At 69.1% G+C, this 23,958-nt stretch carries 19 protein-coding genes; 8 read left to right on the forward strand and 11 right to left on the reverse strand.

All coding sequences use genetic code 11. The annotated features are described in order from the left end of the window. Nucleotides 1-27: 27 nt before the first annotated feature. Both AB0I77_RS11230 and AB0I77_RS11235 read right to left on the reverse strand, forming a co-directional pair. A complete protein-coding gene (locus AB0I77_RS11230; RefSeq protein WP_363282183.1) occupies nt 28-882 on the reverse strand; it encodes an ABC transporter permease subunit in 855 nt (284 codons plus the stop codon). A 243-nt stretch (nt 883-1,125) separates the two neighbouring features. Further along, nucleotides 1,126-2,046, reverse strand: a complete 921-nt coding sequence (locus AB0I77_RS11235; RefSeq protein WP_363282184.1) for an SCO1860 family LAETG-anchored protein — start codon at nt 2,044-2,046, stop codon at nt 1,126-1,128. Between the two features lie 264 nt (nt 2,047-2,310). On the opposite strand from AB0I77_RS11235, the gene AB0I77_RS11240 reads away from it, so the two are divergent. Together AB0I77_RS11240 and AB0I77_RS11245 are read left to right on the forward strand one after the other, a co-directional pair. Next, nucleotides 2,311-9,348 (forward strand): polymorphic toxin-type HINT domain-containing protein, encoded by a 7,038-nt coding sequence (locus tag AB0I77_RS11240; protein WP_363282185.1) that lies wholly within the window; start codon nt 2,311-2,313, stop codon nt 9,346-9,348. Between the two features lie 144 nt (nt 9,349-9,492). Further along, entirely contained in the window at nt 9,493-9,906 is a 414-nt protein-coding gene (locus AB0I77_RS11245; protein WP_363282402.1) for a hypothetical protein, read from the forward strand. On the opposite strand, the gene AB0I77_RS11250 is transcribed toward AB0I77_RS11245, so the two are convergent. The 5 genes from AB0I77_RS11250 to AB0I77_RS11270 form a co-directional block, all read right to left on the reverse strand. Continuing rightward, nucleotides 9,896-10,987, reverse strand: coding sequence for an amidohydrolase family protein (locus tag AB0I77_RS11250; protein WP_363282186.1), 1,092 nt, complete (start codon nt 10,985-10,987; stop codon nt 9,896-9,898). The two genes, AB0I77_RS11245 and AB0I77_RS11250, sit on opposite strands and share 11 nt — an antisense overlap. A 25-nt stretch (nt 10,988-11,012) precedes the next feature. Further along, nucleotides 11,013-11,813, reverse strand: a complete 801-nt coding sequence (locus AB0I77_RS11255; RefSeq protein WP_363282187.1) for a PIG-L deacetylase family protein — start codon at nt 11,811-11,813, stop codon at nt 11,013-11,015. A 79-nt stretch (nt 11,814-11,892) separates the two neighbouring features. After that, nucleotides 11,893-12,684 (reverse strand): amino acid ABC transporter ATP-binding protein, encoded by a 792-nt coding sequence (locus AB0I77_RS11260; protein WP_363282188.1) that lies wholly within the window; start codon nt 12,682-12,684, stop codon nt 11,893-11,895. Then, complete coding sequence (locus AB0I77_RS11265) at nt 12,681-13,514, reverse strand: amino acid ABC transporter permease (RefSeq protein ID WP_363282189.1); 834 nt, start codon at nt 13,512-13,514, stop codon at nt 12,681-12,683. Before AB0I77_RS11265 ends, AB0I77_RS11260 begins: the two co-directional genes overlap by 4 nt. Further along, nucleotides 13,511-14,374 (reverse strand): transporter substrate-binding domain-containing protein, encoded by an 864-nt coding sequence (locus AB0I77_RS11270; RefSeq protein ID WP_363282190.1) that lies wholly within the window; start codon nt 14,372-14,374, stop codon nt 13,511-13,513. The genes AB0I77_RS11265 and AB0I77_RS11270 overlap by 4 nt, the downstream gene beginning before the upstream one ends. 189 nt (nt 14,375-14,563) lie before the next feature. Between AB0I77_RS11270 and AB0I77_RS11275 the strand changes: the two genes are divergently transcribed. The 6 genes from AB0I77_RS11275 (at nt 14,564) to thpD (ending at nt 19,785) form a co-directional block, all read left to right on the forward strand. Next, nucleotides 14,564-15,679 (forward strand): aminotransferase class V-fold PLP-dependent enzyme, encoded by a 1,116-nt coding sequence (locus AB0I77_RS11275; RefSeq protein ID WP_363282403.1) that lies wholly within the window; start codon nt 14,564-14,566, stop codon nt 15,677-15,679. 39 nt (nt 15,680-15,718) lie between these two features. After that, a complete protein-coding gene (locus AB0I77_RS11280) occupies nt 15,719-16,246 on the forward strand; it encodes a DinB family protein (RefSeq protein ID WP_363282191.1) in 528 nt (175 codons plus the stop codon). Between the two features lie 305 nt (nt 16,247-16,551). Further along, nucleotides 16,552-17,070, forward strand: coding sequence for a diaminobutyrate acetyltransferase (gene ectA, locus AB0I77_RS11285; protein WP_363282192.1), 519 nt, complete (start codon nt 16,552-16,554; stop codon nt 17,068-17,070). Between the two features lie 62 nt (nt 17,071-17,132). Next, the gene (gene ectB / locus AB0I77_RS11290; protein ID WP_363282193.1) at nt 17,133-18,404 is read left to right on the forward strand and encodes a diaminobutyrate--2-oxoglutarate transaminase; all 1,272 of its coding nucleotides are present in this window, start codon (nt 17,133-17,135) and stop codon (nt 18,402-18,404) included. A gap of 78 nt (nt 18,405-18,482) precedes the next feature. Further along, the gene (locus tag AB0I77_RS11295; protein WP_363282194.1) at nt 18,483-18,881 is read left to right on the forward strand and encodes an ectoine synthase; all 399 of its coding nucleotides are present in this window, start codon (nt 18,483-18,485) and stop codon (nt 18,879-18,881) included. A gap of 7 nt (nt 18,882-18,888) precedes the next feature. Further along, nucleotides 18,889-19,785, forward strand: a complete 897-nt coding sequence (gene thpD, locus AB0I77_RS11300) for an ectoine hydroxylase (RefSeq protein ID WP_363282195.1) — start codon at nt 18,889-18,891, stop codon at nt 19,783-19,785. Between the two features lie 65 nt (nt 19,786-19,850). Here the strand turns inward: thpD and AB0I77_RS11305 are convergent, their stop codons facing one another. From AB0I77_RS11305 to AB0I77_RS11320, 4 genes are all read right to left on the reverse strand, one after another. Continuing rightward, a complete protein-coding gene (locus AB0I77_RS11305; protein WP_363282196.1) occupies nt 19,851-20,951 on the reverse strand; it encodes an aminotransferase class V-fold PLP-dependent enzyme in 1,101 nt (366 codons plus the stop codon). A gap of 79 nt (nt 20,952-21,030) precedes the next feature. Further along, nucleotides 21,031-21,747, reverse strand: coding sequence for a DsbA family oxidoreductase (locus AB0I77_RS11310; RefSeq protein ID WP_363282404.1), 717 nt, complete (start codon nt 21,745-21,747; stop codon nt 21,031-21,033). A 211-nt stretch (nt 21,748-21,958) separates the two neighbouring features. Continuing rightward, nucleotides 21,959-22,447: a pyridoxamine 5'-phosphate oxidase family protein gene (locus AB0I77_RS11315; protein WP_363282197.1), complete on the reverse strand. Its 489-nt coding sequence runs from the start codon at nt 22,445-22,447 to the stop codon at nt 21,959-21,961. A gap of 25 nt (nt 22,448-22,472) precedes the next feature. Continuing rightward, nucleotides 22,473-23,954, reverse strand: coding sequence for an MFS transporter (locus tag AB0I77_RS11320; protein ID WP_363282405.1), 1,482 nt, complete (start codon nt 23,952-23,954; stop codon nt 22,473-22,475). Nucleotides 23,955-23,958: the final 4 nt, after the last annotated feature.

Genomic DNA, 23,958 nt, shown 5'->3' on the forward strand with positions numbered 1-23,958 from the left:
GCCGAACAGCGGTGCGGGTGCGGGCACTCACTTGTAGACCCCCTGTTCGCCGAGGCGGTGGGCGACCTTGTTGGCGGCGTAGACGAGGAGGGCGCCGATGACGCCCTTGAACAGGCCGGCGGCGGCCGCGAATCCGTAGTCGCCGCCGACGATGCCCTGGTAGTAGACGAAGGTGTCGATGATCTCGGAGGCCTCCGGGCCGACCGCGTCGCGCTGGAGCAGCATCTGCTCGAAGCCGACGGAGAGGATGTCCCCGAGCCGCATGATCAGCAGCAGGATGACCACCGGGCGGATGGCGGGCAGGGTGACGTGCCAGAAGCGCCGCCAGGGGCCCGCGCCGTCGATCGCGGCGGCCTCGTACTGCTGCTCGTCGACCTGGGCGAGTGCGGCGAGGAAGATGATCGTGCCCCAGCCGGCGTCCTTCCAGATGACCTGGGCGACGACGAGCGGCTTGAAGGCGTCGGGGTTGCCGATGATGTCGGCGGTGCGCAGTCCCATGCCGTCCAGCGAGGAGTTGAGCAGCCCGGTGTCGCCCAGCACCTGCTGGAAGAGGGCGACGACGATCACCCACGAGATGAAGTGCGGCAGGTAGGCCACCGACTGCACGAAGCGGCGCACCGAGCTCCAGGTCAGGCTGTGCAGGAGCAGGGCGAGGCCGAGCGGCACCGGGAAGTAGAAGGCCAGTTGCAGGACGGCGATCCAGACGGTGTTGAGCACCGCGTCCCAGAAGGCGCCGTCCTCGAACATCCGCTGGAAGTTGCCCATGGCGACCCAGGGGCTGCCCCAGAGGCCGTCGAAGGGGACGTACTCCTTGAAGGCGATGACGTTGCCGACCAGGGCGCCGTAGTGGAACAGCAGGAAGTAGGCGAGGCCGGGCAGCATGAGCAGAAAGAGCGTGCGCCCACCACGTCTCTGAAAACGTTTTCGCTCCGGACGTAAGCCACCTGTTCGGCGAGGAGTTGCGTCAACCTCCTCTGTACCTGCGTGTTCCCGTAGTACAGCGGCCACGGGTCCCCCTCAATCTCGAAGTCTGAGTGAGGGGAAGTTAAAACGTTTTCATTGGTCAGTCAACAGCCCTGACACACAAGGCTGCTGACTGTCGAAAACGTTGGGTGCCCGGGCGGGTCAGCTCCTGCGGCGCCTCGCCAGCGTCAGCGCTCCGCCGCCCGCGACGAGGAGCGCGATCGCGCCGCCCGCGATGTACGGCGTCGTCGAGCTGCCACCGGTATCGGCCAACCCTGCGTCGGCCGGGGTGACTTGGCCGCTCTGGGGCTTCACATCGCCCGCCGGATCTTCACTCGGCGCGGCCGACGACCGCGCCGGCGCCGCCGGGGCCTCGCAGGTGGCCTCGGCCAGGGTCAGCGTCCCCTCCACTTCGGCCACGTTGAGCTTCAACGGGTTGATGGAGACCTTGAGTTCGAGGGCGGTCGCGGCGGCCGTACGCGAGGCGGTCTGCTCCTTCGACAGGTCCAGGCGCACCTCGCCGACTCCGGGCACCTTCACGTCGGTCGTGGCGCCGGCCGTCAGCGTGACCTTCTTGCCGAGTACGGTCACCGCCCCCAGCAGGTTCGACGAGGCGACCGGGGTCTTCCCGGCCTCGCAGGTGGCCTTGGAGGTGACCTGGTCGAGCTCGATGAGCGAGAGCAGCGGCAGGCCGGGCACGTGGAGCCTGGCCTGGGCCAGGCTGGTGGAGGCCTCGGCCCCGGTCGCGGAGACCGTCGCCTTCGCATCCGCCACGTTCGCGCGCAGCACGCTGAAGGGCTGTCCGCCGTCGACCCCGTCCAGCTGTGCCGTCAGCGCGGTCCGCTGAGCGCTCTGCGGCGCCTGGACCGCGTTGAGCGAGAGGGCGAGCGGGACGTTCACGGTCTTGTTGAGCAGGGACACATCGAGCCCGGCGCGCAGGACGACGGCGTTCGCGCTGCCTTCGTCATCGGTCGCGTGGGCGGAGCCCGCGGTGGCCAGGACCGCGGGACCGGTGGCCAGGGCGGTGGCCGTCGCGATGACGGCGAGGCGGCGGGCGGGCATACGGAAGGTATTGCGGTTCAAGGGTGGGACTCCCAAAGAGAACAAGCGTCGGGACCCGGAAAGGATGTCGCATCGGGGGGCAACCGGCAGTAACCCCAGGGGAGTTCACACGAACGTGGCGCATCCGTGCACGTTTTCGAGATGTCCTCCACAGGCCGGAACTCGCCCTTTCAATTTGGCATGTCGTTGACACGCCTTTGCGGGACCTTGGTACAAGAGTGTGCCCGTCGATTCCTGTGCGACTCCTGTGCCCATGGGGGCAGGAGCCCTCCCGAGGAGCCATCCATGGCAGCCTTCGGCCACACCCGTGTCCGTGTCCCTCTCCGACGCCTGCGCCGACTCCGCCTCCGCGCCGCCGTGGTCACCGCCGTAGCCACGGCGTTGATCATGAGCAACGCGCCGGCGACCCCCGCCCGCCCGGGAGAAGACAGACCCGCGGCCGCCTCCAGACCCGATACCAGCGACCCGCGCGAGGGCTGGCGTCCCAACAGCGAACGCGCGAAGGACGACGACGGCTTCTGGAGCGACCTGCTCGGCGACGACGAAGCCAAGGACCTCAACCAGCGCGACGACGACAGCCGGCCGCCCCGCCTCACCCTCGACCGCGCCCACGGCGCCGCCTCCCTCACCCACCCGCGCCCGGCGGGCGAGGCCGACGGCGTCCGCATCGGCGCGCCCCGCGCCGCGCACGCCACCGGCGCCGACCTCTCCTGGAGCGCGTACGAGGGCAAGGACCTGCTGGAGTACGAGGTCCACCGCTCCACGAAGAAGGACTTCACCCCGACCGCCGAGACCCTCGTCGCCCCGGTCGACCGCGGCACCCGCACCTTCACCGACCGCAGCGCGCGCCCCGCGCTCAAGGGGGACGGCCCCGCCTACCACTACCGGATCGCCGTACGCACCAAGCAGGGCAAGCTGCTGACCGGTCCCGAGCGCACGGTCGGCCTGCCCGCCGTCGGCCAGGTCTCCGAGGGCGCCAAGCTGCTCGCGGCACCCGAGGGCGAGACGTACTTCCTGCCGTACACGCCGGCCCGGATGATCCCGGGCGAGACGGCCACCGTCGAGGCCACCCTCACCAACACCACCGCCACGGCGTGGAAGAAGGGCGAGCGCGTCCTGTCGTACCGCTGGACGCTGGACGGCAAGGACGTCACCAACCTCCTCAACAAGGACGCCACCCCGCTGCCCGAGGACGTGCCGCCCGGCGGCACCGTCACCTTCGACGCGCAGCTGAAGGCGCCGGTGCTGATCGACCCGCTCGACAAGCGGCTGACCTTCGGCCTGGAGTGGGACCTGCGGGAGAAGGCCACCGGCAAGTGGCTGTCCGAGACCGACGGCGTGCCGCCGTCGAAGCATGAGGTGACCGCCGAGTACCCGACCTCCGACCAGCTGGGCCTGGAGGACTTCTACTCCTACGCGGGCAAGAACACCGGCGCGAACTCGGCGCTGATGAGCAACCTGTACGCCGGCAACGCGGTCTGGTCGTACAACGCCTTCAGCAACCCGTCCCTCGGCTTCTCGACCTTCCTGCGCCTGGCCTACAACTCGCAGGACGCCTCCAGCTCTCCGGCCGGTCCCGGCTGGTCGTTGCAGGCCTCCTCGCCGGTACGGCTCGGCACGCCGCTGGACTTCCATCCGGCCCAGCTGCTGCCGAAGCAGATCACGCTGACCGACGGCGACGGCACGAGCCACACCTTCTCCAAGAACAAGAAGGGCGAGTGGGACTCCCCGGCCGGCGTCCACTTCCGGGTCAGGCAGTTGGAGAAGCTCTGCCTGCTGAACCCGCACGAACGGGAGGCCTGGGAGTTCCTGCGCCCGGACCGCACCCGGTTCCTCTTCGACTGCCAGGGCTATCCCAGCGCCATGGTGGACAAGAACGGCAACCGGATGGAGTTCACCTACGAGGACCGGCTGCTCGGGCCCAAGCTGCTGAAGTACGTCACCGACGCCGAGGGCCGGCGCACGCTCACCATCGACTACTTCGAGAAGCTCAAGCCGTACACGTACGTCGACAAGGACGGTGAGGTCCGCGAGGGCGAGCACCTCCTCAACCCGTTCATCATCGACAAGGTCCGCTCGGTCACCGACGTCTCCGGACGGCGGATCGACTTCACCTTCGCCGAGAAGGGCCAGCTGGCGCGGCTGACGGACGGCGCGAACGCGCCGGCGGAGCTGCGCAAGGTCTTCACGTTCGGCTACGGCAAGGAGCTCGACCTCCCGAGCATGAAGCTGGCCGAGGTCACCGACCCGCGCGGCAACACCACCAAGCTGGACTACGTCGGCCCGCACGACGACAAGGACCAGCTGCACTACCTGGGCTACACCAAGTCGGTCACGGACCGGCTCGGCGGCCTCACCCGCTACCGCTACGAGGACGCCGACGGCCACGACGGCAAGGCGGTCCAGACCGTCGTCACGGACGCCGAGGACAACCCGGCCACCCAGCTGATGGACGGCTACGGCCGCCCGGTGAAGCTCACCGACGCCAAGAAACAGACCACCAAGCTCGGTTGGGACGCGGACAACAACGTCACGCGCCTGGAGGAGAACAACGGCGCCGCCCGCACCTGGAAGTACGACCCGAAGACCGGCTATCCGCTGGAGACGAAGGACGCGGAGTCGGTCGAGAACGACCGGCCCGCCGCCACCTTCGCGTACGCCACCGGCGAGGACGGCTACATCGCCGACCTGTCCCGGCGCGTCAGCCCGGAGGGTCGCGCCTGGTCCTTCGGCTACGACGACCGCGGCAACCTGACCTCCATCGTCGACCCCAAGGGCGTCGAGAGCGAGCCCGAGGGCGACTACACCTCCACCAGCACCTACGACGACCGGGGCCGGCTCACCGCCGCCACGGACGCCAATGAACACACCACGAAGTTCGAGGACTACGACCCCTCCGGCTATCCGCGGGCCATCGTCGACCCGCTGGGCAACCGCACGGTGACGACGTACGACGTGCGCGGCAACGTCACCGAGGTGGAGGAGGCCGACGGGGCGACGACCACGCAGACGTACGACGTGTTCGGGCGTCCGCTGGAGAACCGCAGGCCGAAGGACCAGGAGGCGGGTGACTTCATCGTCACCCCCGCACCGGAGTACGACAAGAACGACAACACCCTCGAGTTCACCGCCCCGAACGAGGTGACGAGCACCAGCGAGTTCGACGCGGCGGACCAGCTGCTGAAGTCCACCCAGCCGGGCGACGAGGAGGGCTCACCGGCCCGGGTGTCGTCCTTCACCTACGACAAGGTCGGCAACCAGCTCACCTCGACCGAGCCGAAGGGCAACCTGACCGAGGAACCCGGCGACTTCACCTCGACGACGAAGTACGACGAGATCTACCAGCCGATCGAGGCGGTCAACGCGGCGGGCAAGCGGGCCACCGCCGTCTACAACGACGTCGGTGACCTGGTGAAGGTCGTCGACGCCCGCAAGAACGACACCGAGGACCCGGACGACTACACCTCCCGGTTCCGCTACGACCTCGACCACCGGTTGCTTCAGACCACCGACGCGGCCGGCAAGTCGACGACGAGCACCTACGACTGGGACGGTCAGACCACCGCCACCACCGACGCCGAGGGCAACCGCACCGAACTGGTCCTGGACGCCCGCGCCGCCCTGGTGGAGGCGCGCGTCCCGCACGACGGGGACGGCGACGACGCGGTCGTGCGCACCACCCGCTTCGAGTACGACGAGGTCGGCAACCAGACCCGCGTCATCACCCCGCGCGGCGTGGAGACCGGCGACGACCCGCGGGACTTCGCCTCCGAGACCGTCTACGACGAGCTGAACCGGGTCAAGGAGACCCTGAGCCCCTACGACCCGGACGACGGCCGCTACAACACGCCGGACCGGACGACCTACGAGTACGACGCACTGAGCCGGGTGACGAAGGTCAGTGCCCCGCCGTCGGAGGGCCAGAGCGTCCGCAACGACACGGAGTACACCTACTTCGACACCGGTCTGATCAGGACGTCCACCGACGCCTACGACATCAAGAACACCTACGAGTACAACGAGCTCGGCCAGCAGATCCAGAACACCCTGAGCAGCGCGGGCGGTTCGGTCACCCGGACCCTCAACTCCTCGTTCTACCCGAGCGGCGCCCTCAAGTCCCGCTCGGACGACGGGGTCCCGGTCGGCCTCCAGGTCGCGCTCGTCGACAACTCGGACATCAACAACACGGCGACGCAGGGCACTTGGGACGCGGCGAACGTCGCGGGCTCGTACGGCTACAACACGCACACGCACGCGGCCGGTTCCGGCGAGGCCCGTTTCGCCTGGCAGCTGACGATCCCCCAGGAGGGCGACTACACCGTCTACGTCCGCTATCCGAAGGTCGACGGGGCGGCGAAGGACGCCACCTACGAGATCAAGCACAAGGACGGCACCGAGACCAGGACCCTGGACCAGACCGAACTCCCGGGCGAATGGCGGTCCTTGGGCAAGTACGCCTTCACCGAGGACACCGGCCAGGCCGTCACCCTCACCGACAAGGCGACCGGCACGGTCGTCGCGGACGCGGTCCGGCTGGTCCGTGACAACTCCCAGGACACCGACAACGAGGAGAAGGACTTCTCCTACCGCTACGACGCCAACGGCAACCAGATCGAGGTCACCGACCGCAGCCCCGGCGTCGAGGTCGACCGCTACAGCCTGGAGTACGACGAGCTCAACCAGCTCGGCAAGGTCGTGGAGCACGACGGTGACGCCGTGCGCAACACCACCGAGCTGACGTACGACGCCAACGGCAACACGCTCACCACGAAGCACGACCTGACCTGGAGCAAGCTGGACTACGACGCCCTGGACCGGGTCGAGCGCATCACCAACGCGGCCTCGCCGACGGCGGACGACCAGCAGATCACCGCGCTGGAGTACACGGCTCGCGGCGAACTGGCCAAGCAGACCAAGCCCAACGGCAACGTCCTGTCCGTGGACTACTACCGCGACGGTGCGACGAAGAAGACCACCGAGAAACAGTCCGACGACACGCTCGTCGCCGAGCACGCCCTGAAGTACAGCGCCAACGGGCACAAGGTCGAGGACGTCCTGAAGCTGATGGACGCCGACGACCACGGCGACACCGTCGACAACACCTACGCCTACACCTACGACCCGCAGGACCGCATCGCCAAGGTCGCCAAGACCGGCGACGACGACACGACGGAGGAGTACCGGCACGACGCGGCCGGCAACGTGGTCTGGCAGAACGTCGACGACACGACCACGACCCACCGCTACGACCGCAACCGCCTGCTGACCTCCACGGCGGACGGCGCCTCCTCGACGTACAACTACGACCCGCTGGGCCGCCTCGACACCGTCTCCTTCGGCGGCGAGACGATCCAGAAGTCCCGCTACGACGGGTTCGACCGCCCGGTGTCGATCACGGCGGGTGCCGGGGACGCGGCGAAGACGACGCGGACGACGTACGACGCCTTCGACCGGACCGTCCGGGAGGTCAAGGGCAGCGGCGACGACGCGAAGACGACGCTGTTCACCTACCTCGGCATCACGTCGAACTCCCTGCGGGAGGAGGTGACGGACGAAGGGGTCACGTCCTTCCAGTACGCCTCCTGGGGCCAGAAGCTGACCCAGATCAAGGACGAGGAGGACGAAGCCCCGGAGACCACGCAGTACCTGTACCACCCGCACGGTGACGTCGAGGCGCTGACCGACAAGGACGGCGACACCAAGACGACGTACGGGTACACGGCGTACGGCAAGAACGACCCGGCGCAGTTCACGGGTACGGACAAGCCGGGCGAGAACGGCGAGGAGTCCGAGGACCCGTACAACTCCTACCGCTTCAACGGCAAGCGCTACGACACCGCGTCCGGCACCTACGACATGGGCTTCCGGAACTACGACCCGGGCCTGAACCGCTTCCTGACCCGTGACATGTACGGCGGCGCGCTCGCCGACATGGGTCTGACCACCGACCCCTTCACCGGCAACCGCTACGCCTTCGCGGGCGGCAACCCGGTCTCGTTCATCGAGATCGACGGCCACCTGTTCGGCCTGTCCTGGTCCGACATCGGCCACGCGGCCCTCGATGTGGCCGGCCTCATCCCGGTCGTCGGCGAGGCCGCCGACCTCGCCAACTGCGGCTGGTACGCGGCCGAGGGCAACGCCGTGGACGCGGCCCTGTCCTGCGCCTCGGCCATCCCGTTCGCGGGGTACGGGGCGACGGCGGCGAAGGCCGCCCGCTACGGCGACCGCGCCCTGGACGCCATCGACACGGCGGGCGACACCGCACGCGCGGCGGACAACGCGACGGACGCGGGGCGCGCGGCGGACAACGCCACACCGCCGAGCGCGGGCGGCAACCCGCCGTCCTCGGGAGGCAACCCGCCGTCCGCAGGCGGCAACCCGCCCTCGTCGGGCGGCAACCCGCCGTCCGCCGGGGGCAACCCGCCCGCCGCACCGGCGGCACCCGCACCGGCCCCGCCGAAGCCTCCGGAGGCCCCGCCGAGCAGCGGCGCGACCTGCAAGCTCGGCAACAGCTTCGTGCCGGGTACGAAGGTCCTGATGGCCGACGGCAGCACGAAGCCGATCGAGGACATCAAGGCCGGGGACAAGGTCGCCGCGTCCGACGTGGAAACGGACGACGCCCAGACCCGCACGGTCACCCGCACGATCAAGGGCGAGGGCACCAAGCACCTGGTCAAGATCACCATCGACACGGACGGCAGGGCAGGCGCCAAGACCTCCACACTCACGGCCACCGAGGGCCATCCGTTCTGGCTGCCGGACGTGGGCCAGTGGGTGGAGGCCGGCGATCTGGAGCCGGGCCAGTGGCTGAGCACGGGTAGCGGCAGCTGGATCCGGGTCACGGCGGTCGAGGCACGGACGGCCGAGGCGACGGTCCACAACCTCACGGTCGCGGGTCTGAACACCTACTCCGTGCTGGCCGGCGATACGCCAGTACTCGTACACAATTGCGGTACCACGTACGTGACCTACACAAAGACCCATCCGACGACCGGAGCGGTGTACACCGGGCGGTCACGAGGCGTGGGTACGCCTGAACAAATCGTGGCCGCCCGGGAATCGGGCCACCATATGAATGACCAGGGCTTCGGTCCGGCGGTCCTGGACCAGTTCGCGGAAGGCACTCTGCCGGTGGCGCAGCGCCACAGCGACCCCGCCTACCAAGCCATCCGCGGACGCGAACAGCAATTGATCGACAACTTCGGTGGCGCTCAACGCCAAGGCGGAACCTCGGGTAACGATATTCGCGGCGTCGCCGAGGACAACCCGTTGCTCGGAACCTTCCTCAACGCGGCGACGCGCAGGTTCGGCAGTCCTTCCTGATCGGTGATCTCCTGGACGGCCCGTCGGTTTCACCGGCGGGCCGTCCGAGTGTGGTACGAGTTGACAGCGGCCGAGAAACGCGGTGGAAGGGGTAGGGAAATGACGGTCCGGTTTTCTCCGGGTGGGGTGCTTCGTGTGCCCGTCATGGAGGGGCGGTCGGCCTGTGCAGTGATGCTCGGAGTGCGTCCGTACGTCGCCTTCTTCTCCGATGAGCAGGAGGATCGTCTTACTGACGCCGGAATTCCCGAGGGTGATCCCCTGTTTGTCGTCGCGGTGCACAACAAGGCCTATTCACGCGACAGGTGGGGCTCCGTCCTTCGTCGCGTCGCCCCCGATGCGCTGCCCGAAATTCCGCATTTCTTCCGTCAGAACGTTCTGAATCCGGAGGACTGTCAGATCACCGACGCCATCGGGGGCGTGCGAAAGGCTACGCCCGAGGAGTGCGTCGGGCTGGAACGCAGCGCGGTCTGGGACGCCGAGCACATCGAGCAAAGGATCAGTGACCTCTACGCGGGGCGCCCCAACCCCTTCGTGGAGTCGATGAAGGTCACACTCTGACCCTCCCGTCCAGCACCACCCGCAACGGGACCCCCAGCACACGCACATCCGTGCGGGGGTCCCGTTCGTACACCACCAGGTCCGCCGGCGCCCCCTCCTCCAGCCCAGGCCGCCCCAGCCACTTCCGGGCGCCCCACGTCGTCGCCGACAGGGCGTCCACCGGTGGGATCCCCGCCGTCACCAGCTCCGCCACCTCCGCCGCCACCAGCCCGTGCGGAAGCGTGCCGCCCGCGTCCGTGCCGACGTACACCGGGATGCCGGCGTCGTAGGCGTCGCGGACCGTGTCGTAGCGGTGTTCGTGCAGGCGGCGCATGTGGGCCGACCAGCGGGGGAACTTCTCCTCGCCGCCGGCGGCCAGCTGCGGAAACGTCGCGATGTTCACGAGCGTCGGGACAATCGCCACCCCGCGGGACGCGAACAGCGGGATCAGGTCCTGCGTCAGGCCCGTCGCGTGTTCGACGCAGTCGATGCCCGACTCGACCAGGTCCCGCAGCGAGTTCTCGGCGAAGCAGTGGGCCGTCACCCTCGCACCCAGGCGGTGGGCCTCCGTGATCGCCGCCTCGGCGGCCTCCCGGGGCCAACTGGGTGCCAGGTCGCCCACCTCACGGTCTATCCAGTCGCCCACCAGCTTCACCCAGCCGTCCCCGCGCCGGGCCTCCTGGGCGACGTACGCGACGAGGTCCTCCGGTTCGATCTCCCACGCGAAGTTGCGGATGTAGCGGCGGGTGCGCGCGATGTGCCGGCCCGCCCGGATGATCTTCGGGAGGTCCTCGCGGTCGTCGATCCAGCGGGTGTCGGAGGGCGAGCCCGCGTCGCGGAGAAGCAGGGCGCCCGCCTCCCGGTCGGTCAGCGCCTGCTTCTCCGCGACGTCCTGGTCGACCGGGCCGTGCGGGCCCAGGCCCACATGGCAGTGCGCGTCGACCAGGCCGGGCAGCGCCCAGCCCTCCACCCTGCGGACGTCGCGGGCGCCGACGGGACGGTCGTAGGAGATCCGGCCGTCGACGATCCACAGCTCGTCGCGGACGTCGTCGGGCCCGACCAGGACCCGCCCCTTCACATGCAGCACCGCGCGATCTCTCATGGACGGCACCCTAACCAGCCCGGGATCACTGCTCCCAGGGCGGTGGTCCCTCGAAGGCCAGCCAGTACACGTCGAAGAGGGCCGCGGCCTCGACGCCGAGGGCGGCTCCCGCCTGTCGGGCCACCCAGGTCAGGAAGGCGCGGGGCTCGAAGCCCGCCGCCCCGAGGCCCTTGGTGTACTCGGCGTGCGCGGCCAGTGAGGCGATGCCCCGCTCCAGCGGTTCGCCCGACACGTCCACGCCGTGGGTGGGGCGCTCGGCGCCGTTGAAGCACACGAAGCGGACTCCGCCCCAGGGTTCGAGGCCCTCGTCGGCGAGTTCCGGGAAGATCCACCGGTTGCCGGCGTCCCGTGCCGCGTCGAGCGCGGCGAGTCCCACCGCGCGGTGGTCGGCCTGGTTGACCACTCCGGAGACCATGCGCACCGTGTACGCCCCGGTCACCACGATCTCGGGCCGGTACCGCCGGATCGCCCGCACGATGTCGCGGCGCAGGGCCGGCCCGTACTCGACGGCCCCGTCCCGGTGGTCGAGGAACTCCACGCTCTCCACGCCCACTTCGCGGGCCCCGGCCCGCTCCTCGGCCTCCCGCAGCGGGCCCGCCCGGTCCGGGTGGAGTCCGTCGATACCGGCCTCGCCCCGGGTGGCCAGCAGGTAGGTGATCCGCTTGCCCTGAGCCGTCCACCGGGCGACGGCGGCCGCCGTCCCGTACTCGATGTCGTCCGGGTGCGCCGCGACGGCCAGGCAGCGTTCCCAGTCCTCCGGCAGCGGGGGCAGCGGAGGCGGCGGGGTGCCGGCTCCGAGGCCGCCCGCGTCGTCGTGAGTCGTCATGCCCGAATGATGACGGTTACGGCGCCTTGAACGACAGAGGTGCGTATGTCCCGTTTCTCAGGCGCTGCTCAGGCGTCGCTCAGGCGCCGTCGCCCACCTGGTCCGACGTCTCCTCCTCCACGTCCGCCATCGCGGGGTCGAGGAGGCGGGAGAGGAAGTGGCGGGTGCGTTCGTGGCGGGGGTTGCCGATGACCTGCTCGGGGGTGCCGTCCTCGACGATCACCCCGCCGTCCATGAAGACGACCCGGTCGGCGACCTCGCGGGCGAAGGTCATCTCGTGGGTCACGACCATCATCGTCATGCCCTCGTTCGCCAGCATGCGCATCACCGCCAGCACGTCCCCCACCAGCTCCGGGTCGAGCGCCGACGTCGGCTCGTCGAACAGCATCACCTCGGGGCCCATCGCCAGCGCGCGGGCGATCGCGACCCGCTGCTGCTGGCCGCCGGAGAGGGAGGCGGGGTAGGCGTCCGCCTTCTCCGCGAGGCCCACCCGCTCCAGGTTCTCGGCGGCGATCCGGGCAGCCTCCACCTTGCCGCGCCGCAGCACCCGGCGCTGCGGAAGCGAGAGGTTCTCCGTCACCGACAGGTGCGGGAAGAGGTTGAACTGCTGGAAGACCATGCCGATCCGGCGGCGTACGGCGTCGATGTCCACGTCGGGGTCCGTCAACTCGATGCCTCCGACGAAGACTTGGCCCTTCGTCGGGTCTGCCAGCAGGTTCACGCACCGGAGCAACGTCGACTTGCCCGAGCCCGACGGGCCGATCACGCACACGACCTCACCCTGGTTGATCTCCAAGTCGATGCCGCGCAGCACCTCGTTGTCGCCGAACGACTTGTGCAGGCCGCGAACTTCGATCTCCGGACGGCTCATTTCACGGCCTCCTGGGCCTTCGCCTCCATACGGCGTACGACGAAGCCGAGCGGGATCGTGACCAGCAGGTAGCACAGGCCGGCGACCAGGATCGGTGTGGAGTTGGCGGTCGTACTGGCCAGGTCGCGGCCGTACTTGGACAGTTCGCGCTCCTCCAGGGTGACGCCGAGGAACAGCACCAGAGAGGAGTCCTTGAAGAGGAGCACCAGTTCGTTGGTGAGCGGCGGCAGGATGATGCGGAACGCCTGCGGGATGATGATCGAGGCCATGGCCCGGGCGGGCGAGAAGCCCAGCGAACGGGCCGCCTCCATCTGCCCCTTGGGCACGGCCTGGATGCCCGCGCGGATCGTCTCGGCCATGTAGGCCGCCGCCACCAGACCGAGCGCGAGGGCGACCTTGCCGTAGGTGCCGCCGATGATCTCCGTGCCGGGGAAGGCCAGCGGGACCGCCACGCCGATGAAGATGAAGATCAGCAGGGCGGGCAGCCCGCGGAAGATCTCGATGTAGATGCCGGCGAGCCAGCGGTACGGCCCGACGGACGACAGCCGCATCAGCGCGATGACCATGCCGAGGCCCAGACCGACGAGGAAGCCGGACAGGGTGTAGAGCACGGTGTTCTTCAGCGCCAGCGTGATGACGTCCGGGAACATCTGCTCGGCGATGTCGGCCTGCGCGAACTGGTTCTTCAGCCGGTCCCAGTCGGCCGAGACCGCGAAGGCGATCAACGCGGCGACGAAGACGGCGTACTGGACGCTCCGCGAGAGCCTGCGCTTCTGACGCCGTGTCAGGCCCTTTTTCTTCGGCGGGACTTGTACGTCTGTATCGGTCATGAGGCGGACGGGGAAGCGGATGCCGCCGACTCGTCGTACGGGCCGATCCACTGCTCGTAGAGCTCCTTGTACGTGCCGTCGGCCTTGGCGTCCGCGATGGCCTTGTTGAGGGCGGCGAGGAGCTTGGTGTTGCCCTTCTTCACCGTGAAGCCGTACTGCTCGCCGGTGTTGAGGTTGTCGACCACCTTGAAGGCGTCGGCGTTGGCCTTGTCCTTGAGCCAGCCCTGGACGACCGGGTAGTCGATGACGACGGCCTTGACCTGGCCGGAGCGCAGGCCGTTGAGGACGGCGTCGGAGGACTCGAAGGAGACCGGGTCGAAGCCCTGCTTCGTGACGTAGTCCTCGCCGGTGGTCTGCGCCTGGGCGCCGAGCTTGGCGCCCTTGGACTTCGCGTCGGCCAGGGAGCCGAGCCCGCTGTCCTTGTCGACCAGGACGGCCTGGGTGGCGTCGAAGTACGGGTCCGAGAAGTCGACGTTCTTCTTGCGCTCCTCGGTGATGGTCATGCCGGCCGCGGCGAGGTCGCACTGGCCGGCGTTGAGGGAGCCGCCGGTCTTGAAGTTCTCGAAGGGCTGGTCGACGACCACCTGCCGCACGCCCAGGTCCTCGGCGGCCAGGTCGATCAGCGAGACGTCGAAGCCCTGCACCTTGCCGTCGATCTCCGACTGGAAGGGCGGGTACGGCAGGTGCGTGCACGTGGTGAGCTGTCCGGCCTTGACCAGCTCGACCCCGCCGGCGGCGGTCTTCGAGCCACTGCCGCCGTCGTCGCTGGAGGTACAGCCGGAGACAGCGACGAGCATCAGCCCGGCCGTCGCGGTGGTCGCGGCCAGGACGCGGGTCCGGCGCCCAAGGAGCGTGTTCACGGCGGGCCTTCCTGTGGGAGAGCTGTGGATTCTGGTGATGGGTTCTGATTATAAGGAGAAGTTTGACCCTCTCAAACCAAACCGATGGCTGCGGAGCCGTCCGGCCTAAGAAGTCGCCGGTCAGTGGTGCGAGTCGATGGCCGGTTACTCTCGATCCCGTCTACCCCAGTGAGCGAAGAGAGCACCCTCGTGACCCATCCCTTCCTGGATCTCGCCCCGCTGAGCGCCGCCCGCTTCGCCTCGATCGAGGACCGGGTGGCGCGGCTGCTCGACACCCGGCAGGACATCGTGACCATGCAGGGCGAGGCGCTGCTGCCGCTGGAGGGCGCGATTCGCTCCGCCGCCGGACCGGGCACGACGGCTCTCAATGTCATCACCGGTCCATACGGGCAGACCTTCGGGGACTGGCTGCGGGACTGCGGCGCGACGGTGATCGATCTGGCGGTGCCCTTCCATACGGCGGTGACGGCCGAGCAAGTCCGTGAGGCCTTCGCCGAGCACCCCGGGATCGACTTCGTGTCACTGGTCCACGCGGAGGCGGCGACCGGCAACACCAACCCGGTCGCGGAGATCGGCGAGGTCGTACGGGAGCGGGGCGCGCTGCTGTATCTGGACGCCGTCGCCTCCATCGGGGCCGAGCCGGTGCTGCCGGACGCGTGGGGCGTGGACCTGTGCGTGATCGGGGCGCAGAAGGCGATGGGCGGGCCGGCCGGTGTGTCGGCGGTGTCGGTGAGCGAGCGGGCGTGGGCGCGGATGGCGGCGAATCCGGGGGCGCCGCGCCGGTCGTATCTGTCGCTCCTCGACTGGAAGCAGCGGTGGATCGACGGCGGCCGCAAGTCGCTGCCGCACGCGCCGGCGCAGCTGGAGATGCTGGCGCTGGAGGCGTGCGTCGAGCGGATCGAGGCGGACGGGCTGAACGCCGTGATGGCACGGCACCGCTCGGCCGCCGAGGCCGCGCGGGCCGGGGCGCGGGCCCTGGGCGGAGGCCTGGAGCCGTATGTGTACGAGGACCGGGACGCCGCGCCGGTCGCCACGACGCTGCGGGCGCCGTCGGGGGTCGTCGCGTCGGAGCTGGTGGCCCAGGCTCTGGAGTCGGACCCCGCGGTGCCGCTGGCCGCGGGCGGGGGCGCGTTGGCCAAGGAGATGATCCGGGTCAACCACTACGGGGTGGACGCGACGCGGGGAGCGGTGCGGGCGAGCCTCGCGGCGTTGGGGGCGGCGTTGACCTCGAAGGGGCTGACGGTGGATGTGGAGGGGGCGTTGCGGGCGGTGGACGACAACCGGCGGTCCCGGCGCGCAGGGTGACGAGACGTCATTGTCAGACCCCCGTGGCATCCTCCCCGCATGACGACGAACACACCTCTCACCCTCCCCGACGGCCGCCCCATCCCCCACCTGGCCGGCGATGAACGCCCCATGCTCGAAAGCTGGCTCGCGTTCCACCGGGCCACGCTGGAACTCAAGTGTGCGGAGTTGGACGACGCTCAGGTGCGGGCCGCGTCGGCCGAGCCGTCCTCGCTCTCGTTACTCGGCCTGGTGCAGCACCTCACCGAGGTGGAGCGGAACTGGTTCCAGCGGGTGGCCGCGCGCCTCGACGTACCGCCGGTGTACGGCAAGGGGAACGGATACGTCCTCGATCCCGAGCGCGGACTCGACGAGGCGCTGGCCGCCTGGAAGCGGGAGATCGCCCGGGGCGAGGAGCTGTGCGCGGGGCGGTCGCTGGACGACTTGGGGCGGATCGCCGACGGACCGATGGCCGGCCTCGAGGTCAGTCTGCGGTGGGTGTACGTCCACATGATCGAGGAGTACGCGCGGCACAACGGGCACGCGGACATCTTGCGCGAGCGGATCGACGGAGTAACCGGAGCCTAATTCCAGCGGAATTCTGGAGTTTATCCGAGAGCAGCTTCCCGTTTTCTTCTTCCCGCTTTCTCCGGACCTAAACACAAAGATTTAGCGAACGTCCAGCGGTGTAATTCGGGGGGATCTCGTGGCGATTACATGGCTGTGACGCGTTACACATCGGGGTCGATTTGCCCCATATTTACCATACAAACCGGTAGATTTCGCCCCCTCACCACGTGTCCGGACGCGCCCGCGCGATAACACATAGCCCACCCGTACGTAACCCCGACCGGCGATGCAATTTTGAATTTCTCTCGGTAAATTTAATCCGCATGACTGCCGCACAAGCAGACCTGCAAATCGACCGTCCGTCGGTGGCGGACGGAGCCGCGCTGTGGCGGATGGCCAAGGACTCCAAGGTCCTCGACCTGAACTCGTCCTACAGCTATCTGCTGTGGTGTCGTGACTTCGCCGCCACCTCGGCCGTCGCACGCGACGAGCGCGGCGAGCCGGTCGGCTTCGTCACCGGTTACGTCCGGCCGGACCGCCCCGACACCCTGCTCGTCTGGCAGGTGGCGGTGGACGCCGCCCATCGCGGGCGCGGCCTCGCCGCCGCCCTGCTGGACGGGCTCGTCGCACGGACCTCGGCGCAGCACGCGCTGACCACCGTCGAGACGACCATCACGCCGGGCAACACCGCCTCCGAGCGCCTGTTCACCTCCTTCGCGGGGCGGCACGGCGCCCGCCTGGAGCGCGAGGTGCTGTTCGACGCGGGGCTGTTCCCCGACGGCCCGCACGATCCCGAGGTCCTGTACCGCATCGGTCCCCTTTCCTTCACTCCCTCTGCCTGACCCCCCGCGGAACATCCCACGGAACTCCCACGGAACTCCCACGCAATGAGGAGCGATTCGTCGTGACCATCACCCAGCCCGACCTCAGCGTCTTCGAGACCCTCGAGTCCGAGGTGCGCAGCTACTGCCGCGGCTGGCCCACCGTCTTCGACCGTGCGCAGGGCAGCCGTATGTACGACGAGGACGGCCACGAGTACCTCGACTTCTTCGCCGGAGCGGGGTCACTGAACTACGGCCACAACAACCCCGTCCTCAAACGCGCGTTGATCGACTACCTCGAGCGCGACGGCGTCACGCACGGGCTCGACATGTCGACCACCGCCAAGCGCGCCTTCCTGGAATCCCTCCAGAACCTGGTGCTCCGGCCGCGCGACCTGCCGTACAAGGTCATGTTCCCGGGGCCGACCGGCACCAACGCCGTGGAGTCCGCGCTGAAGCTGGCGCGGAAGGTGAAGGGGCGCGAGGCGATCGTGTCGTTCACCAACGCCTTCCACGGCATGTCGCTCGGCTCGCTCGCCGTGACCGGCAACGCCTTCAAGCGGGCCGGCGCGGGCATCCCGCTCGTCCACGGGACGCCGATGCCGTTCGACAACTACTTCGACGGCAAGGTCCCGGACTTCCTGTGGTTCGAGCGGCTGCTCGAGGACCAGGGATCCGGGCTCAACAAGCCCGCCGCCGTGATCGTCGAGACCGTGCAGGGCGAGGGCGGCATCAACGTCGCGCGCCCGGAGTGGATGCGTGCGCTCGCCGAGCTGTGCGAGCGCCAGGACATGCTGCTCATCGTCGACGACATCCAGATGGGCTGCGGGCGCACCGGTGCCTTCTTCTCGTTCGAGGAGGCGGGCATCACCCCCGACATCGTCACCGTCTCCAAGTCCATCAGCGGCTACGGCCTGCCCATGTCGCTGTGCCTGTTCAAGCCCGAGCTGGACATCTGGGAGCCGGGCGAGCACAACGGCACCTTCCGCGGCAACAACCCGGCCTTCGTCACGGCCACCGCCGCCCTGGAGGCGTACTGGGCGGACGGTTCCGCGATGGAGAAGCAGACCCAGGCGCGGGGCGAGCAGGTCGAGCAGGCCCTCATCTCCATCACCGAGGAGAACCTCGCCGACGTGAAGGAGTACCGGGGGCGCGGGCTCGTGTGGGGCATGGAGTTCCACGACAAGGAGCGCGCCGGGCGCATCGCGAAGCGAGCCTTCGAACTCGGGCTGCTCATCGAGACGTCGGGGCCGGAGAGCGAGGTCGTGAAGCTGCTGCCGGCGCTCACCATCACGCCCGAGGAACTGGACGAGGGGCTCAGCGTCCTCGCCCGCTCGGTCCGCGAAACGGCCTGACCACCTGACCACCTGACCACCTGACCACCTGACCACCTGACCCAATCAGCACATCCACCTAGGAGGCGTCGCAGCACCGTGATCGTCCGTTCGTTCAAGGAGATCGAAGGCACCGACCGGCACGTGAAAGCGGAGTCCGGCACGTGGGAGAGCAAACGCATCGTCCTCGCCAAGGAGAAGGTCGGTTTCTCGCTCCACGAGACCGTCCTGTACGCGGGTACGGAGACGTCGATGTGGTACGCGAACCACATCGAGGCCGTCGTCTGCGTCGAGGGCGAGGCCGAGCTCACCGACGACGAGACCGGGCAGAAGTACACGATCACGCCCGGGACCATGTACCTCCTCGACGGCCACGAGCGGCACACGATGCGGATCAAGGAGGACTTCCGCTGCATCTGTGTGTTCAACCCGCCCGTGACCGGACGGGAGGACCACGACGAGAACGGCGTCTACCCGCTGCTCACCGAGGAGGTGTGACATCACCATGACCACCGCGACCAGGATTCCCGATCTCTACCCCAGCCGTGGCGCCACCGAGGTGTCGATCCCGCGCAAGGACCCGGTCGTCTGGTCGGCGCCCGGTACGCCCGGGCCGATCGCCGGCGCCGAGCTCCAGTCGCTCGAGCGGGATGGCTTCCTCGCCGTCGACCAGCTCGTCGGCGCGGACGAGATCGGCGTCTACCAGCGGGAGTTGGAGCGTCTCGTCACCGACCCCGCGATCCGCGAGGACGAGCGCTCGATCGTCGAGCCGAAGTCCAAGGAGATCCGCTCGGTCTTCGAAGTGCACAAGATCAGCGAAGTGTTCGCGCGGCTCGTGCGGGACGAGCGGGTCGTCGGACGGGCGCGGCAGATCCTCGGCTCGGACGTCTACGTCCACCAGTCGCGGATCAACGTCAAGCCGGGCTTCGGGGCGAGCGGCTTCTACTGGCACTCCGACTTCGAGACCTGGCACGCCGAGGACGGCCTGCCGAACATGCGGACGGTGTCGGTCTCGATCGCACTCACCGAGAACTACGACACCAACGGCGGTCTCATGATCATGCCGGGGTCGCATCGGACGTTCCTCGGGTGTGCGGGGGCCACGCCGAAGGACAACTACAAGCAGTCCCTCCAGATGCAGGACGCGGGCACGCCGTCCGACGAGGCGCTGACCGCCCTGGCGAGCGAGTACGGCATCAAGTTGTTCACGGGGAGGGCCGGTTCGGCGACCTGGTTCGACTGCAACTGCATGCACGGCTCGGGCGACAACATCACGCCCTTCCCGCGCAGCAACGTCTTCATCGTGTTCAACAGCGTGGAGAACGCGGCGGTCGAGCCGTTCGCGGCGCCGGTGCGGCGGCCGGAGTTCATCGGGGCGCGGGACTTCACGCCGGTGAAGTGAGCCCAGGGCCCGGTGGAGCGGGCGGTGTCACAGGCCTGGCCAGTGACACCGCCCGCTCCCATTGGTCAGCGGCGGGCCGTTGACGCCGACAGGACGTCCAGCAAACGGTCGACGTCCGCCGGGGTGTTGTAGAGGTGGAAGGCGGCCCGCAGGTTGCCCGCGCGGTCGGAGAGCTCGATTCCGGCGTCGCTCAACTCGCCCTGCCGGTGGCCGAGTCCGGGCACCGACACGATCGGCGAGCCGGGCGAGGGGATCGGGGTGTGTCCGAGGTCGTGCAGGCCGGCGCGGAAGCGGTCGGCGAGGGCGAGGTCGTGGGCGCGTACGGCGTCCACGCCCAGCTCCTCCAGCAGGGCGAGGGAGTGGCGGGCTCCGGCGTAGGAGAAGAGGGCGGGGCTCTCGTCGAACCGGCGTGCGGAGTGGGCGAGTTCCTCGACGGGGCCGTAGCAGGCGTCCCAGGGATGCTCCCCCGCCACCCATCCGGCGAACAGCGGCGACAGGTCGCCGAGGTCCTCCGGAACGACCAGGAAGGCCACTCCGCGCGGGCAGACGAGCCACTTGAAGGCGACGGAGGCGGAGTAGTCGTAGGCGTCCGCGTCGAAGTCCAGCCAGCCGGTGGCCTGGGATACGTCGATGTAGGTACGCGCCCCGTGCGCGTTCGCTGCCTCGCGGATCGCCGGCAGGTCGGCGATCCGGCCGTCCGCCGACTGCGCGGCGCTGACCGCGACGAGTGCGGTGCCGGGCCGCACGGACTCGGCGATCCGCTCCAGCGGCACGCTGCGCACCTTGAGGTCGGTGCGGATGTGGAAGGGGTTCACGACGGAGCTGAAGTCGTCCTCGGCGGTGAGGACTTCGGCGCCTTCGGGGAGCGAGGCGGCGATCAGGCCGCTGTAGACGGCGACCGAGGCTCCGGCCGCCACCCGGCCGGCGGGAACCCCCGTCAGCCGGGCGAAGGAGGCTCGGCTCGCCTCGACGTCCGCGAACATGTCGGTCGGCTGCCCGGCCGCGGCGGCCTCCACGGCCGTGTGCATGGCGGCCACGGTGCGGGCCGGGACGAGGCCGGTGCTCGCGGTGTTCAGATAGGTGTTCTTCGGGGCGAACTCGGTTCGGACGCGGCTCTCGAAGGTCTCCATGCAACCACTGTGAGCCCCGGACATCTCCCCGTCCATTGCGGATTTCTACGTGATTCCGCCAAGGAACGCTTATACGTCCGCCCCGACCTGCGGGTTTCCGCGGGCCCGCCGCCGCTCAGTGCTGCGGCACCTCGCACCCGTCCGGGCCGCACGCCTGTGCGTCGCTCTGGTCGATCAGCTTCAGCGGCGAGCGTTCGCCCCAGGCCTGGGTCAGGGCCTGGGTGAAGACCTCGGCGGGCTGGGCGCCGGAGATGCCGTACTTGCGGTCGAGGACGAAGAAGGGCACGCCGTTGGCGCCGAGTTCGGCGGCCTCGCGCTCGTCGGCGCGGACCTCTTCGGCGTAGGCGGTGGGGTCGGTGAGTACCTTGCGGGCGTCGTCGGCGGGGAGGCCGGCGGCGACGGCCAGCTCCAGCAGCCGTTCCTCGCCCTCGGTGAAGACGGACCGCTCCTCGGCGAAGTTCGCCTGGTACAGCGCGTCCAGCAGCTTGTCCTGCTTGCCGTGTTCCTTGGCGAGGTGGAGCAGGCGGTGCATGTCGAAGGTGCTGCCGTGGTCGCGGCCCCGGGTGCGGTACTCCAGGCCCTCGGCGGCGGCCAGCTCGCCCAGGTTGTCCTCGCCGGCGTGGGCCTGCGCCTCGCTCATGCCGTACTTCTTGGTGAGCATCGTGATCACGGACAGGGTGTCGTCCTTGGCGCGGCCGGGGTCCAGCTCGAAGGAGCGGTGCACCACCTCGACGTCGTCGCTGTGCGGGAAGGTCGCCAGGGCCTTCTCGAAGCGGGCCTTTCCGACATAGCACCAGGGGCAGGCGATGTCCGTCCAGATCTCGACGCGCATGGTGGTGGCTCTCCAGGTCATGTGGGTGCGGAGGCTTCCGCCGGGTGATGGATGAACGTTCAAGCAACGGGTTTCATTCCTGGGTGCACCTGCGGATGCGGTTGGCGGCCTCGTAGCGGTCCCACAGCCGGCGGGCCGGGCACGATCCGCCGGACAGGGTCGAGACACGCGTGGTGCGCCCCCGGCCGTGGCCGAGGGCGCACTGGGGGCCCTACGCCCCGCCTTCGGCAGTCCAGATCCGGCTGCGTAAATCCCTTCCGCGCAGCACCTGCACCCGCCACGGCTCGATGCGCAACACGTGGTACTCCGGGTCCGTCGGTCCGCCGCGCCAGTAGCCGCGGGGGTCGTAGCCGACCCCGGGTGGGCTGCCCTTGCGGTAGAGCTCCCACGCGTGGCGTTTGGTGGGCTCGTCCTCGACCCACCTGGAGACGCTGTCGATGAACACGGCGTTCTGCCGTGCGTTCCAGTAGGAGTAGGTGGTGTGCGGATTGTTCGCCAGGTGCGCCGACTTCACCGGTGTCTTGTAGGCGGCGAGCCAGCCGACGGGGCGCCCGTCGATGACCTCCCAGATGGGGAGGAGTATGCGCGCCCGGGGGCGGCCCTGCTTGTCGACGGTGATCATGGTCGCGTATGCGATGTCGCCGATGTACTGGAAGAACTCGCTCTCCACGTCGGAGAAGGAGCGCGCTTTCAGTGCCACGTCGCCACCTCCGTCCCTGCGGGGCTCATCGCGCCGCCTCTGCTGTCTCGGCGCTTTCGGCGCTTTCGGCGGGGGCCGGCGCGGCCCGCGGGACATCGTCATCCGTCGCGCGGGGGCGATCGCGGAGGCCGAACGCGCTGATGAGCGCGGCGACGGCGGCTGCGACGAGTGGGACGAGCAGGGCGGCGTGGTAGCCGTCGAGCAGGGCCTTGGGGGATCCGTCGTCAGCGGTGGAGGCGACATTGACGGCGGTGACGGTGGACAGACCGAGGGCGGCGCCGAACTGGAAGGAGGTGTAGAGGAGGCCTCCCGCGAGTCCCTGTTCCTCCTCGTCAATACCCTCGGTGGCTGCGATGGTGAGTGGGCCGTAGGCCAGGGAGAACGCCAGGCCGAGGGTGATGAAGCTGGGGAACATCGCCGCATACGTCCAGTCGTCGCCGACCGGCAGGAACAGGGCGTACGACAGCACGGCCAGCACCAGGCCGCCGAAGATGACCCGGGCGTTGCCGAAGCGGTTGACGAGTTTGGGGGTGAGGGTGGGGGAGAGTGCGGCGTCGATGCCGATCACCAGGAGCGCGAGGCTGGTCTGAACCGTGGACCAGCCGCGCAGCTCCTGTAGATACAGCACGGCGATGAACTGGAAGCCGAAGAAGCCACCGGAGAAGAGCAGCGCGGCGAGGTTGGCGCGCACCAGGGCGCCGCTGCGGAAGATACCCAGCCGCACAAGCGGGGCAGCCGCCCGGCGTTCGGCCAGTACGAAGACGGTGAGGAGCGCGAAGCCCGCGGCGAGAGTTCCCAGTGTCTGACCCACACCGGTATGGGCGGCGCGTTCGACGGCGAAGACGAGGAGCACGATCGCGCCGGTCACGGTGAGCGCCCCAAGCACATCGACACGCTGCCCGGCGCGGTCGGGCCGCTCGGACTTGGGGATGAGGGCGAGGGCGGCGATCAGGATGAGGAACGACAGGACGACGGGGGCGAAGAACACCCAGCGCCAGTCGGCCGAGGTCAGCAGCCCTCCGACGACCAGGCCGATGGAGAAACCTCCGGCCGCGGTGCCGGAGTAGACCAGGAGGGCCTTGTCACGCTGCGGCCCCTCCGCGAAGCCGGTCGTGATGATGGACAGCCCGGCCGGAGTCATGAACGCGGCGGCGACCCCCGTCACGAAGCGGGCGACGATGAGCGTGCGTCCATCGTCGGCGAAGCCGCCCAGGCCGGAGAAGAGCAGGAACACGGTGAGCCAGAACAGAAACATCTGTCGGCGGCCGAAGAGGTCAGCCGCTCGTCCGCCCAGCAGCATGAACCCGCCGTAACCAACGACGTACGCGCTCATCACATACTGAAGCTCACCGGTGGACAACCCCAGGTCTGCACGGATCGATGGCAGGGCCACATTGAGCATGGCCACATCGATGCCCTCCAGGAAGATCGCTCCACACAGTACGAAGAGCACTCCCCAGGCACGCCCGGTCAGGGGGGCGGCGCCGGGCTCCGGCGGTGGTGACATGGAC

The organism is Streptomyces sp. NPDC050619, from assembly GCF_040654815.1.
Lineage (GTDB): Bacteria > Actinomycetota > Actinomycetes > Streptomycetales > Streptomycetaceae > Streptomyces.

Excerpts from the sequence above, each read along its gene's own strand:
- AB0I77_RS11280 (WP_363282191.1), top strand. The coding sequence starts at position 15,719 with ATGACGACGAACACACCTCTCACCCTCCCCGACGGCCGCCCCATCCCC.
- thpD (WP_363282195.1), top strand. The coding sequence starts at position 18,889 with ATGACCACCGCGACCAGGATTCCCGATCTCTACCCCAGCCGTGGCGCC.
- AB0I77_RS11305 (WP_363282196.1), bottom strand. The coding sequence starts at position 20,951 with ATGGACGGGGAGATGTCCGGGGCTCACAGTGGTTGCATGGAGACCTTC.
- AB0I77_RS11320 (WP_363282405.1), bottom strand. The coding sequence starts at position 23,954 with ATGTCACCACCGCCGGAGCCCGGCGCCGCCCCCCTGACCGGGCGTGCC.
- AB0I77_RS11240 (WP_363282185.1), top strand. The coding sequence starts at position 2,311 with ATGGCAGCCTTCGGCCACACCCGTGTCCGTGTCCCTCTCCGACGCCTG.
- AB0I77_RS11310 (WP_363282404.1), bottom strand. The coding sequence starts at position 21,747 with ATGCGCGTCGAGATCTGGACGGACATCGCCTGCCCCTGGTGCTATGTC.
- AB0I77_RS11265 (WP_363282189.1), bottom strand. The coding sequence starts at position 13,514 with ATGACCGATACAGACGTACAAGTCCCGCCGAAGAAAAAGGGCCTGACA.
- AB0I77_RS11245 (WP_363282402.1), top strand. The coding sequence starts at position 9,493 with ATGGAGGGGCGGTCGGCCTGTGCAGTGATGCTCGGAGTGCGTCCGTAC.
- AB0I77_RS11250 (WP_363282186.1), bottom strand. The coding sequence starts at position 10,987 with ATGAGAGATCGCGCGGTGCTGCATGTGAAGGGGCGGGTCCTGGTCGGG.
- AB0I77_RS11260 (WP_363282188.1), bottom strand. The coding sequence starts at position 12,684 with ATGAGCCGTCCGGAGATCGAAGTTCGCGGCCTGCACAAGTCGTTCGGC.
- AB0I77_RS11230 (WP_363282183.1), bottom strand. The coding sequence starts at position 882 with ATGCTGCCCGGCCTCGCCTACTTCCTGCTGTTCCACTACGGCGCCCTG.
- AB0I77_RS11255 (WP_363282187.1), bottom strand. The coding sequence starts at position 11,813 with ATGACGACTCACGACGACGCGGGCGGCCTCGGAGCCGGCACCCCGCCG.
- ectA (WP_363282192.1), top strand. The coding sequence starts at position 16,552 with ATGACTGCCGCACAAGCAGACCTGCAAATCGACCGTCCGTCGGTGGCG.